The sequence below is a fragment of the Streptomyces sp. NPDC001194 genome (assembly GCF_042896985.1).
Classification (GTDB): Bacteria; Actinomycetota; Actinomycetes; order Streptomycetales; family Streptomycetaceae; genus Streptomyces.
In genome coordinates this window covers 110,184-123,618 of record NZ_JBIAXU010000014.1, presented here as the reverse complement: position 1 = coordinate 123,618, position 13,435 = coordinate 110,184, and the positions used below count along the sequence as shown (strand labels likewise).

Below are 13,435 nucleotides of genomic sequence, written 5' to 3'. Positions count from 1 at the left end.
CCTTACCGGCCCCCTATGACGGGCGGAACACGACATGGCGGGGCCCCCGCACCGAATCGGTGCGGGGGCCCCGCCATGCGCTGCGTCGGGCGCGTTGCCCGGTGCCTGCCGCGGATGCCGGCAGGAGAGCGGCTCAGTGGTGGACGAGCTGCTCACCCCGGGCGTCCGGGGCGGCCTGCGGCATGGCCGAGGCCTTCGGCATCAGCAGGCTGGAGATGCCCGCGAGGGTGAAGGAGCCCACGGAGATCCACAGGCCGACCTCGACCGCGTCCCGGAGGGTCTCCGGGGTGGGGTTGGCACCGGCGATGTCGAAGAAGACGACACCGACCAGGGCGATGCCGAGCACGTAGCCGACCTGCTGGAACGTGGTGAACGTACCGGAAGCGGCACCCGCGTTCTCCGGGTCGACCGTGGCCAGCGTGATGTTGTGCAGGGTCGGGAAGAGCAAGGTCATGCCGAGGCCGGAGAGGGCCAGCGGCAGGGCCAGGTCCCAGCCGCTGAGCTCGGCGCCCTGGTTGACGATCTCGTAGCGGATCCACAGGAAGCTGACGGCCTGTACCAGGCCGCCGACCAGGATCAGGCCGCGCCCGAACTTGGCGAGCGGGGTCAGGATCGGCGTCGTGAGGATGGCGCCCGCGGTCATCGAGGTCAGCGTGACACCGGTGGCGAGGGCGGAGAAGCCCAGCGCCGCCTGGAGGTAGTAGCCGACGATCAGCATGTACGTGCCGGTGGCCGCCCAGGAGATGACCTGGACGATGATGCCGGAGCGGAAGCCGTGGTTGGAGAAGAGGTACAGCGGGATCAGCGGCGAGCCGTCGCGGGCCAGCTTCTTCTTCTGGTGCAGGACGAACAGCAGACCGGTGACCGGGGCCGCTGCCAGCATCGTCCAGATCCACCAGGCCCAGTCCTCGTGGCGGCCGTCGAACAGCGCGAAGGTCAGCAGGAAGACGGTGCCGGAAGCCAGCACCACGCCGAGCAGGTCGAGCTTGAGCGGACGCTCCGACTTGGTGTTCGGAACCACGATCAGGGCGGCGACGATCAGGACGGCGCCGATCGGCAGGTTGACGAGGAAGATGCTGCGCCAGTCGGCGCCGAAGGCGTCGGCCGTGATGAGCCATCCGCCGAGGACCAGGCCGGCGACCGAGCCGAGCGCGGTGACCAGGCCGATGATGCCGTAGATCGGGCCGCGCTCCTCGGGCTTGAAGAGGACCTGCACGGTCGAGAGCACCTGCGGGACCATCAGGCCGGCGAAGGCGCCCTGGATGACACGGGCGAGGACGAGCACGGTCGGGGTGTCGGCCAACGACGCCATCAGCGAGGCGGCGGTGAAGCCGGCGATGCCGAGGACGAAGATGGTCTTGCGGCCGTAGATGTCGCCGACGCGGCCACCGGTGATCAGGGTGCCGGCGAAGGCCAGCATGTAGCCGCCGATGGTCCATTCCAGCTGTGCTGCGGTGGCGCCGAGGCTCTCCTGGATCGCAGGGAGAGCCGTGTTCACGATGGTCGAGTCAACCAGGTCCATGAACATGGCAAAGATGAGCACCGTCACCGCGATGACGCGCTTATTCATGCGGACTCCGTCCGTTGAAGGAGGGGGGATGGGGAGGGCCGGAGCCCCGCCGCCTGTGTGGTTGGCGGGGCTCCGCCCATGACCGGTCGCCACAACGGGGGGTTTGCGTGGTGACCGGGCACATCAAGGGCCTGGGAAAACTGGTCAACGCCCAGGCCCCTGGGTCGGCGGTGACGTTCTGCTCGGACTCCGAAGCTCACACCTGTCGGTCCGAGGAAAGGTGCCCCCAAGAATCTGTACGTACTTACGTCATAAACGAATGTACATGACGCTGATGGAGCGTGGCAACACGCCGACGAGGCGCCAACAGGGGCGCCCCGTGCCCTACTTGCCGTGCTTGACGGCGGTTCCGCCGTCAACCTTCAGCTGGCTGCCGGTGACGAACCGCGACTCGTCGGAGGCCAGGTAGGTCACCGCGTGCGACACGTCGATCGGCTCGACGTACGGAGCCGGCAGGCCGAGGAAACCGGGGAAGACCTGCTCCGCGTCCTCGCGCGTCGGGTTCTCCAGGTCCGGGCGGAAGGTCTTGTAGATGCGCTCGTTGTGCAGCATCGGGGTGTTCACGTTGGTCGGGTGGATCAGGTTGATCCGCCGGTTGGTCGGCGCCAGGATCGGGGCGAACCAGTTGACGTACTGGCTCAGCACCTGCTTGGCGAACGGGTAGGCGATGCCGCCCGGGCCCATGTGCTCGTCGAAGCCCGGCGAGGCCAGGTAGGCGGCGGCCGAGCCGATCAGGATGATCGACGATCCTTCGCCCAGGTGCGGCAGCGCCGCGTGGACCGTGTTGAGCGAACCGATGAGGTTCACGTCCACGGTGTCGGCCCACACGCTCAGCGGACGGTCGGCGCCGATCGCCGCGACACCGGCGCTGGTCACCACGACGTCCAGCCGGCCGAGTTCGGCCACGCCCTCGTCAATGGCCTGCGAGAGCGCAGCCCGGTCGCGGACGTCGACCTTCTTGGTGACGACGCGCCGGCCGGCCTTCTCGACCAGGCGGGCGGTCTCCTGGAGCTCCTCCTCGGTGCCGAGCGGGTACTCGGCGACCTCGAGGTCCTCACAGATGTCGATGGCGATGATGTCCGCGCCCTCTTCGGCGAGCCGCACGGCATGGCTGCGGCCCTGCCCTCGCGCCGCGCCGGTGATTGCGACAACCTTTCCCGCTACACGGCCCATCGGGTCCTCCTTGACGATCGGTTGGTCGGCGGAGCCTGAGGCTCCTTTGCACTTTGTACCGTCGTCAGGTCGCCGCATTCCCGTTGTCCGACCCCTAATCGGGCCGCCCCCTGTGAATTAGGGGTGGCGGAACCGGACAGGACCGCTTTGGCGCGATCTCGCCGTCGCTTGAGATCCGCTAAAGCCTTGAGCAGGCCTTTTAGGGGTGCCGGACAGCCTGTTAGGGGGTCTGTTTCCTGGCGAGAACAATGCGGTTCGGACTTGAATGACATCGGCTCCGCTGCAAATCCCGGAAACCAGGACACTGGCGTCCCCGTGCCCTGCGAAGAGAATGAGGCCCAGAGGATTCCGTATGGTCTACAAATTGAGCGACTCGGTAACAATCGACGGTGACGTGTCGTCGGTCTGGAAGACGATGACCGACGTGGCGGCCTGGGCCACCTGGGACCCGCACTTCACCAGCTGCGGCTTCGACGGGGCGTTCGAGGTCGGCGGCGGTGGCTGGACCGTCAACCGCATCACGCCCGGCCGCCCCAGCCACTTCAAGATCGTCAAGATCGAGGAAGAGCGCTCGTTCACGACCCGGTCGCCCATGCCGTTCGGCCACATGCTGATCATCAACGAGTACCGGCCGGCCGGGGACGGAAAGGTCACCGTCAGCCGCACCTCCGAGATCTACGGCGGCTTCGCGCCGATCTTCCCCCTCTTCGCCAAGCGTTACCGCACGGACGTGCAGTTCACCTTCGCCGCCCTCGAGAAGGAAGCCCAGCGCCGTGCCGCCCTGCCGGAGGTGACCCGATGACCCACGCCCTCGTCCTGGGCGGCGGCCTCTCCGGCCTGCTCTCCGCCGTGGCCCTCTCGCGTCATGTGGACCGCGTGACCGTCGTCGACTACGACGTCTACCCCGACGGCCCGCGGCCCCGCCGCGGCATCCCGCAGGCCCACCAGTCGCACATGTTCATGGGCGGCGGCGCCGACGCCCTCGACCAGCTGCTCCCGGGCACGACCGACCTGCTGTACGCGGCCGGAGCCCACAAGCTGCGCATGGCCAAGGACATCCTGACCCTGTCCGCGGACGGCTGGTACACGCGCTTCGACCACGACGCGTACCTCATCAGCTGCACCCGCAGCCTGATCGACTACACGGTGCGCCTCCAGGCGCTGCGCGACGACGTCATCACCGTCCTGCAGGGCACCAAGGTGATCGGCCTGGTCGGCAACGCCCAGAAGGTGACCGGAGCCCGCGTCCAGGCCGGCACGGAGCCGGAGTACACGATCTCCGCGGACTTCGTCGTGGACGCCACCGGCAGCCGCTCCAAGGCCCCCGAATGGCTCGTCGAACTCGGCCTGCCGCAGGTCGAGGAGGAGCACCTCGATGCCGGACTCGCCTACGCGAGCCGCGTGTACGAGGCACCCGAGTGGGCCCGCGAAGGCATCCCGGCCATGCTCATCCAGGCCAAGGCCCACGAGGACGGGCCGGGCGGCGGCGCCGGCCTGATGCCGCTGGAGAACGGCCGCTGGATCATCCCGCTCATCGGCCACAGGGGCGGTCAGCCGCCCACGGGCGAAGAGGGCTTCAACGAGTTCGCCCGCAATGTCCGCCACCCCATGGTCGCCCGCCTGATGGCCACGGCCACGCCGGTCGGAGAGATCCGCGGCGCGCGCGGCCTCGCGGACCGCCGCCGCCACTGGGAGAAGCTCCCGGTGCCGGAGAACTTCATCGCCATCGGAGACTCGGCGACGGTGCTCAGCCCCAACTACGCCACCGGCATGTCGCTCGCGGCCTTCGGTGCCCTCGCGCTGCGCACGCAGCTCAAGACGTACGGTCTGAAGCCGGGCCTGTCCCGACGCGTCCAGGCCGACATCGCGAAGCTGGCCGACGGCCCCTGGATGACGGCGATCAGCAGCGACCGCTGGTTCCCCGGGGTCAAGACCAACATCAAGCTCAAGGGCGGCAACGCCCAGCGCAAGCTGGTCGCCCGCTTCGCCCAGGTGGCGACCGTCACGCCGCTGATCGCCGGCCTGGCCTTCGAGGTGGCCACGCTCAAGAGCCCGGCCAGCAAGATGATGTCGCTGTCGGCACTCATCACCGTGTTCCGCGGCCCGCAGCGCGCGCCGCTCACCGACGCGGAAGCCATCGCCCAGTTCCCGGAGTTCACCGGACGCCTCGACGAGGACGCCCCGGCCGCAGAACTGTCCGCAACCACCAGCAACCTGAGTTAGGGGACCGCTGTCCGTGAGCAACGAGGAGAAGCTTCTCGGATACCTCAGGCGCGCTACCGCTGATCTGCGGGAAGCCCGCCGACGGCTGGCCGAGGCCGAGCGCACCCAGGTGAGCGACGAGCCCATCGCGATCGTGTCGATGAGCTGCCGGTATCCGGGAGGCGTGTCCTCCCCGGAGGAGCTGTGGCGCCTGGTCGCGGAGGGCACCGACGCGATCACCGAGTTCCCCGCCGACCGCGGCTGGGACCTCGAAGACGTCTACGACCCGGAGCCGGGAGCTCCGGGCACGTCCTACGTCCGCGAGGGCGGCTTCCTCACGGGTGCGGGCGACTTCGACCCGGGCCTGTTCGGCATCAGCCCGAACGAGGCCCTGCTCATGGACCCGCAGCAGCGACTGCTGCTGGAGGCGAGCTGGGAAGCCCTCGAGAGCGCCGGCATCGCGCCGAACTCGCTCAAGGGCAGCCAGACCGGCGTGTTCGCCGGCCTGATGTACCACGACTACGGCCTGGGCGTGGAGGCCGGTGCCACCAGCGGCGGCAGCCTCGTCTCCGGCCGCGTCGCCTACACGCTGGGCCTCCAGGGACCGGCGCTCTCCGTCGACACCGCCTGCTCCTCCTCGCTCGTGGCCCTGCACCTGGCCGTGCAGTCGCTGCGCTCGGGCGAGTCCTCGCTCGCGCTCGCGGGTGGCGTCACCGTGATGTCGTCCCCGGAGATGTTCATCTACTTCAGCACCCAGCGCGGCCTCGCCGCCGACGGGCGCTGCAAGTCCTTCGCCGCCGCCACCGACGGCACCGGCTGCTCCGAGGGCGTCGGGGTGCTCCTGCTGGAGCGGCTGTCCGACGCGCGCAAGAACGGGCACCCCGTGCTCGCGGTGGTCCGCGGCAGCGCGGTCAACCAGGACGGTGCGTCCAACGGTCTGACCGCCCCGAACGGTCCTTCGCAGCGCCGGGTGATCCGGCAGGCGCTGGCCAACGCGGGTCTGGCCTCGGCCGATGTCGACGTCGTCGAGGCGCACGGCACGGGTACGAAGCTGGGCGACCCGATCGAGGCGGACGCGCTGCTGGCGACGTACGGCCAGGACCGGCCCGAGGACCGGCCGCTGTGGCTGGGCTCGCTCAAGTCCAACATCGGCCACACGCAGGCGGCCGCCGGCGTCGGCGGTGTCATCAAGATGGTCGAGGCGATGCGGCACGGCGTGCTGCCGAAGACCCTGCACGTGGACGAGCCGACCCCCGCGGTGGACTGGAGCGCGGGCAACGTCCGGCTGCTGACCGAGGCCCGCGAGTGGCCGGACCACGGCGGGATCCGCCGCGCGGGCATCTCGTCGTTCGGCCTCAGCGGGACCAACGCCCACGTGATCGTGGAGCAGGCCGCAGACGAAGCCGCCGAGGAGGCCGCCGAGGAGGCGGTCGCACCGGCCGGGGAGAGGTCTCCGGCCACGCTGTGGACGGTGTCGGGCAAGACGGCGCAGGCTCTGACCGCGCAGGCCGGACGGCTGCTGTCGTACGCGCAGGCACGGCCCGAACTGCGCCCCGTGGACGTGGCGTTCTCGCTGGCGAGCGGCCGGGCGGCACTGGAGCACCGTGCGGTGGTGGTGGGTGCGGACCGCGAGGAGCTGGTCGCGGGTCTGTCGGCGCTGGCCGAGGGCCGTAGCGCGGCGGGTGTCGTGCGTGGTGCGGGACGCGTCAAGGGACGTACCGCCTTCTTGTTCACGGGTCAGGGTGCGCAGCGTCCGGGCATGGGCCGTGAGCTGTACGGGGCCTTCCCGGCTTTTGCCTCCGCGTTCGATGCGGTGGCCGCGGAGCTGGACGGGCACCTGGAGATCCCGCTGAAGGATGTGGTCTGGGGTGAGGACGCGGGTCTGCTGAACCGGACCGCGTACACGCAGACCGGTTTGTTCGCCGTCGAGGTGGCTCTTTACCGCCTCTACGAGTCCTGGGGTGTGCGTCCGGACTTCCTGGCGGGTCATTCCATCGGTGAGCTGGCTGCCGCGCATGTCGCGGGGGTTCTGTCGCTGGCCGATGCGGCCAAGCTGGTGGCTGCTCGTGGGCGGCTGATGAACGCGCTGCCCGAGGGCGGTGCCATGGTGGCCGTCCAGGCGACTGAAGACGAGGTGCTGCCGCTGCTGGTCGAGGGCGTCGACATCGCCGCGATCAACGGGCCTTCGGCGCTGGTGCTCTCGGGCACCGAGGACGCGGTCGCCGGGATCCAGAACCACTTCGAGGGTCTGGGCCGCAAGACCAAGCGCCTGACCGTTTCGCACGCCTTCCACTCGGCTCTGATGGAGCCGATGCTCGAGGAGTTCCGCGCGGTCGCGCAGACCCTCACGTACGGCACGGCCGCCATCCCGGTGGTCTCCAACGTCACGGGCCTCCTGGCCGACGAGCTGGGCACGCCCGAGTACTGGGTGCGCCACGTCCGCGAGGCCGTGCGCTTCGCCGACGGCATCCGCACCCTCACCGCCCAGGGCGTCACCCGCTTCGTCGAGCTGGGTCCCGACGGTGTGCTGACCGGCATGGCCCAGGACTCCGTCGAGGACGAGGGCGCGGCCCTGATCCCGACCGTTCGCAAGAACCGTTCGGAGACGGAGGCGGTGCTGACCGCCCTCGGCCGGCTCCACACCACGGGAGCGTCCGTCGACTGGTCCGCGTACTTCGCCGGCACCGGCGCCCAGCGCACCGACCTGCCGACATACGCCTTCCAGCACGAGCGGTACTGGCTGGACACCACCGCCCACTCCTTCGTCCACCAGGCCCCCGAGGCCGCCGCCCAGGTGGCCGCCACCGCCGACGACCTCACCCGGCAGTTCGCCGGAGCGAGCGACGCCGAGCGCACCCGGGCCCTGCTGCGCCTCGTCCGCGAGATGACCGCCGCCGTACTCGGGCACGCCTCGGCCGGCGCGGTCGAGCCGGACCGCGCCTTCCAGGAACTGGGCTTCGACTCGCCGACGGCCATGGAGTTCCGTACGCAGCTGAGCGCCGCCCTCGGCATCCGGCTGCCCGCGACCCTGATCTTCGACTACCCGACGCCCGAGACGCTCGCCGAGCACCTGGCCGCGGAGCTGTCGGGGGCCACCGGCCCGGTCCGCGAGACGGCGGCGGCCACCGGCAGGTACGACGAGCCGCTCGCGATCGTCGGCATGGCCTGCCGCTACCCGGGCGGTGTGAGCACCCCCGAGGAGCTGTGGCAGCTCGTCGCGGGCGGCGTCGACGCGGTCGGCGACTTCCCGGCCGACCGCGGCTGGGACGTCGACTCGCTGTACGACCCCGAGCCCGGAAAGCCCGGCAAGAGCTACACCCGCCGGGGCGGCTTCCTCTACGACGCGGCCGAGTTCGACCCCGAGTTCTTCCGGATGAGCCCCCGCGAAGCCACCGGCACCGACCCGCAGCAGAGGCTCATGCTGGAGACGGCATGGGAGGCCCTGGAGCGCGCGGGCATCGACCCGCTGTCCCTCAAGGGCAGCTCGACCGGTGTCTTCGCCGGCGTCATCTACGACGACTACTCCCCGGACATGGGCACCGGCGCCATCTCCAGCGTCGTCTCGGGCCGCGTCTCGTACGTCCTCGGTCTCGAAGGCCCCGCGGTCAGCGTCGACACGGCCTGCTCGTCCTCGCTCGTGGCCCTGCACCTCGCCGGACAGGCGCTGAAGTCCGGCGAGTGCTCGATGGCACTGGTCGGTGGCGTCACCGTCATGGCCACGCCCGGTTCCTTCGTCGCCTTCAGCCAGGAGCAGGGGCTCGCCCCCGACGGCCGCTGCAAGTCCTTCGCCGCCTCCACCGACGGCACCGGCTGGGGCGAGGGCGCCGGTGTGCTGCTCCTGGAGCGGCTCTCCGAGGCGCGCAAGAACGGGCACCCGGTGCTCGCCGTCATCAGCGGCAGTGCGGTCAACCAGGACGGTGCGTCCAACGGTCTGACCGCGCCGAACGGCCCCTCCCAGCAGCGGGTCATCCGGCAGGCGCTGGCCAACGCGGGTCTGGCCTCGGCCGATGTCGACGTCGTGGAGGCGCACGGTACGGGCACCACGCTCGGTGACCCGATCGAGGCGCAGGCGCTGCTGGCGACGTACGGCCAGGACCGGCCCGAGGACCGGCCGCTGTGGCTGGGCTCGCTCAAGTCCAACATCGGCCACACGCAGGCGGCCGCCGGTATCGGCGGTGTCATCAAGATGGTCGAGGCGATCCGCCACGGCGTGCTCCCGAAGACCCTGCACGTGGACGAGCCGACCCCCGAGGTCGACTGGAGCGCGGGCAACGTCAAGCTGCTGACCGAGGCCCGCGAGTGGGCCGGGAACGGTCGTCCGCGCCGTGCCGCCGTGTCCGCGTTCGGCTTCAGCGGCACCAACGCGCACGTCATCGTCGAAGAAGCCGTGACCGAGGAAGCGGTGGCCGAGCAGGCCGGCCCGCCGGCCGGGGAGAACGCGCCGGTCACGGTGTGGGCGGTCTCGGGCAAGAGCGCGCAGGCGCTGACGGCCCAGGCCGACCGGCTGCTGGCCCATGTCGGGGAGCGGCCGGAACTGCGTCCCGTGGACGTGGCGTTCTCGCTGGCGAGCGGCCGGGCGGCGCTGGACCACCGTGCGGTGGTGGTCGGCTCCGACCGAGACGAGCTTCTCGCCGGCCTGTCCGCGCTCACCCTTGGCACGTCCGCGTCCCACGTGGTCAGCGGCGAGACGGCCCGCGGACTGACGGCCTTCCTGTTCACGGGTCAGGGTGCGCAGCGTCTGGGCATGGGCCGTGAGCTGTACGGGGCCTTCCCGGCTTTCGCGTCCGCGTTCGATGCGGTGGTCGCTGAGTTGGACGGGCACCTGGAGATTCCGCTGAAGGATGTGGTCTGGGGTGAGGACGCGGGTCTGCTGAGCCGGACCGCGTACACGCAGACCGGTTTGTTCGCGGTCGAGGTGGCCCTTTACCGCCTCTACGAGTCGTGGGGTGTGCGCCCGGACTTCCTCGCGGGTCACTCCATCGGTGAGCTGGCTGCCGCGCACGTTTCCGGTGTGCTGTCGCTGGCCGATGCCGCCAAGCTGGTAGCTGCTCGTGGACGGCTGCTGAACGCGCTGCCCGAGGGCGGCGCCATGGTGGCCGTCCAGGCGACTGAAGACGAGGTGCTGCCGCTGCTGGTCGAGGGCGTCGACATCGCCGCGATCAACGGCCCGGCCTCCCTGGTCATATCCGGTACCGAGGACGCCGTCCACAAGGTCGCCGAGCGCTTCGGCGAGCTGGGCCGCAAGACCAAGCGGCTCACGGTCTCGCACGCCTTCCACTCGGCCCTGATGGAGCCGATGCTCGAGGAGTTCCGCGCGGTCGCCGAGGGCCTGGCCTACAACGCCCCGGCCATCCCGGTGGTCTCCAACGTCACCGGCCTCCTGGCCGACGAGCTGGGCTCGGCCGAGTACTGGGTGCGCCATGTGCGCGAGGCCGTGCGCTTCGCCGACGGCATCCGCACCCTCACCGCCGAGGGCGTCACCCGCTTCGTCGAGCTCGGCCCCGACGGCATTCTGACCGGCATGGCCCAGGACTCCGTAGAGGACGAGGCCTCCCTCCTGGTCGCGTCGCTGCGCAAGAACCGCTCCGAGACGGAGGCCGTGCTCACGGCCCTGGGCCGGCTGTACACCGTCGGCGTGACCGTCGACTGGAACGCGTACTTCGCCGGAACCGGCGCCCGCCGCACCGAGCTGCCGACCTACGCCTTCCAGCGCAGCCGCTACTGGAGCGACCCGAAGACGGCCTCCGGCGACGTCACCGGCGCCGGCGTGGACTCCGCGGAACACCCGCTCCTCGGCGCCGAAATCGCGCTGCCGGACACCGACGGGCTCGCCCTGACCGGACGCCTCGCCCTGGAGACCCAGCCCTGGCTGGCCGACCACGACCTGCTCGGCACGGTGCTCTTCCCGGGCGCCGGACTGCTCGAACTGGCCGTCCACGCCGCCGAGCGCATCGGCTGCGCCGGAGTGCGCGCACTGACCGCCGAAGTGCCGCTCGTCCTGCCCGAGCACGGCGGAACCGCCCTGCGCGTGCTCGTCGGCCCCGCCGACGGGGCCACGGGAGACCGTCCCGTGAGCATCTACTCGCGCGGAGCGGACGCCGGCCTCCCCTGGACCCGCAACGCCTCCGGCGTGCTGACCGCCGAGCCGTCCGCCACCGCGGCCGAACCGCTCGCCGAGTGGCCCCCGGTCGGTGCGACCGCGGTCGACACCTCCGGCGCGTACGCGCAGCTGCTCGACCGGGGCTTCGCCCTCGGCCCGGTGTTCCAGGGCATCAAGTCGATCTGGCGGCGCGGCTCCGAGGTGTTCGCCGAGCTGTCGCTGCCCGAGCAGGCCCACACCGAGGCCGCCCGCTACGGCATCCACCCGGCGCTGCTCGACACCGTCGCCCAGGTGGCGGCCGTCGCCGGGGCGCTCGGCGCCCACGAGGTCCTGCCGTCCTCCTGGTCGGGCGTCGAGGCGTACGTCCCCGGCCTCACCGAGGCCCGCGTCCGCATCACCCGGACCGCGTCGGACGACGGCATCACCGCCCTCGTCACCGACACGGCGGGCCGCCCGGCCCTGTCGATCGGCTCGCTGGCCGCCGTACCCGTCTCCGCCGAACAGCTGGACCAGGCGCGAGGCGGCCGGGGCGAGGCCCTCTACCGGCTCGACTGGACCCCCGCGGCCGCCGCGGCCGTCACCGGGGACGAGGCCGGCCTAGCCGTCCTCGGCGCCGACACCTTCGGCCTGGGTGCGGGCGTGCCCGTCCACGAGGACCTGGACTCCCTCGCCGCGGCCGTCGCGGGCGCCGACCACGCGCCGACCGTGCTGTTCGACTGCGCCGCGCTCACCGCGGACGGTCCCTCGGCCGACGCCGCGCGCCGCACGGCGGGCGCGGTCCTGACCCTCTTGCAGGACTGGCTGAAGAACGAGGAACTCGCCTCCGCGAAGCTCGTCCTCGTCACCCGGGGAGCCGTCGGTGCGGGCGGTTCCGCCGCCCACCCCGGCCAGGCGTCCGTATGGGGCCTGGTCCGCGCCGCCCAGGGCGAGAACCCCGACCGGTTCGTGCTCCTGGACACCGACGACGCCCCGCACACCGCCGCCCGGCTGCTGCCCGCCGCCTTGCGCGGCGGCGAGGCCGAACTCGCCCTGCACGCCGGTACGGTCCTCGTACCGCGTCTCGTCGCGGCACCGCCCGCCGCCACCGGGGAGGCCGCTCTCGGCACGGGCACCACCCTGCTCACCGGAGCCGAGCACCCGGCGGGCGCGGAGCTGGCCCGTCACCTCGTACGCCGGTACGGGGCCCGCCTGCTGCTGACCGGCGGCGCGGCCGTGGAACCGCTGCGCGCCGAGCTGGCCGCGCTCGGGGCCGAGGTCGCCGTGGCCGACACGGACCCGGCCGACCGGGAGGCGCTCGCCGCCCTCCTGGCCGGCGCGTCCGCGGCGCAGCCGGTGACCGCCGTGGTGCACGCGGCCGGAGCCGTCGACAACGCACTGGTCGACGCCCTGACGCAGAAGCAGCTGGAGACCGTACTCACCGCGAAGGCCGAGTCCGCCTGGCAGCTGCACGAGCTGACCCGGGACCTCGACCTGACGGCGTTCGTCCTGCTCTCCTCCTCCGCCGGCATCACCTACGGCATGGGCCAGGCGAACTTCGCCGCGGCCAACAGCTACCTGGACGCCCTGGCCGCACACCGCCGGGAGCAGGGCCTGCCCGGCCTCTCCCTGGCCTACGGGCCCTGGGAGGCCGACGGCGAACCCGGCGAGGTGTACCGGGAGCGGATGGGCCGGATCGGCATGCCGGCGCTCACCGTCGCGGAGGGCCTGGCCCTGTTCGACGAGGCGCTCGGCGGCCGGGACGCCCTGCTGGTCCCGTTCCTGCTCGACCAGGGGGCCCTGCGCTCGCGCGCCGACGAACTGCCCGACGTACTGCGGGCCGTCGTCCGGGTCCCGGCCCGCAAGGGCGGCCGCTCCGGCGCCGACTCGGGCCTGCGCGACAAACTGGCGGTCCTCGACCCCGACGAGCGCGAGCGGGCCCTGCTCGACCTGGTCCGCATGCACGTGGCCGCGACGCTGGGGCACGCCTCCGGGGACTCCATCGGACCCGACCGGGTCTTCCAGGACCTCGGCTTCGACTCGCTCGCCGGCGTCGAGCTGCGCAAGCGGCTCGCCGCCGAGACCGGACTGAAGATCCCCGCGACGCTCGTCTTCGACTACCCGACCTCGCGTACGGCGGCGGCGTTCCTCTACGCCGCCCTCGACCCGGGCGACGCCGATGCCACCGCCCCGGTGTTCGGCGAGGTCGAACGGCTGGAGACGGTTCTCGCCGCCTTCGAGCCGGCCAGCGGCGAATTCAACAAGATCACCGCGCGGCTGGAAGCCCTGCTGCGCAAATGGCAGGACACCCACGGCGGCTCGCTGCCCGTGGAACCGGCCGACTCCTACGAAACGGCGACGGACGACGAGCTGTTCGAGTTCCTCGACAGCGAGCTCGGAGCCTGATGCGCATG

At 71.5% G+C, this 13,435-nt stretch carries 5 protein-coding genes; 3 read left to right on the top strand and 2 right to left on the bottom strand.

Going from position 1 to position 13,435, the window contains the following annotated elements; all coding sequences use genetic code 11:
• Positions 1–133: 133 nt before the first annotated feature.
• Both ACFY1T_RS25080 and ACFY1T_RS25075 read right to left on the bottom strand, forming a co-directional pair.
• Complete coding sequence (locus ACFY1T_RS25080) at positions 134–1,570, bottom strand: MFS transporter (protein WP_390790157.1); 1,437 nt, start codon at positions 1,568–1,570, stop codon at positions 134–136.
• A gap of 324 nt (positions 1,571–1,894) precedes the next feature.
• Positions 1,895–2,743 carry a mycofactocin-coupled SDR family oxidoreductase gene (locus tag ACFY1T_RS25075; protein ID WP_390790156.1) on the bottom strand — a complete coding sequence of 283 codons (849 nt, stop codon included), beginning with the start codon at positions 2,741–2,743 and terminating at the stop codon, positions 1,895–1,897.
• Between the two features lie 352 nt (positions 2,744–3,095).
• On the opposite strand from ACFY1T_RS25075, the gene ACFY1T_RS25070 reads away from it, so the two are divergent.
• From ACFY1T_RS25070 to ACFY1T_RS25060, 3 genes are read left to right on the top strand one after another with little or no spacing between them, the layout of a single operon-like run.
• Complete coding sequence (locus ACFY1T_RS25070; protein WP_158734399.1) at positions 3,096–3,545, top strand: SRPBCC family protein; 450 nt, start codon at positions 3,096–3,098, stop codon at positions 3,543–3,545.
• Positions 3,542–4,966: an NAD(P)/FAD-dependent oxidoreductase gene (locus tag ACFY1T_RS25065; protein WP_390790155.1), complete on the top strand. Its 1,425-nt coding sequence runs from the start codon at positions 3,542–3,544 to the stop codon at positions 4,964–4,966. The genes ACFY1T_RS25070 and ACFY1T_RS25065 overlap by 4 nt, the downstream gene beginning before the upstream one ends.
• Positions 4,967–4,979: 13 nt before the next feature.
• Complete coding sequence (locus ACFY1T_RS25060) at positions 4,980–13,427, top strand: beta-ketoacyl synthase N-terminal-like domain-containing protein (RefSeq protein WP_390790154.1); 8,448 nt, start codon at positions 4,980–4,982, stop codon at positions 13,425–13,427.
• Positions 13,428–13,435: the final 8 nt, after the last annotated feature.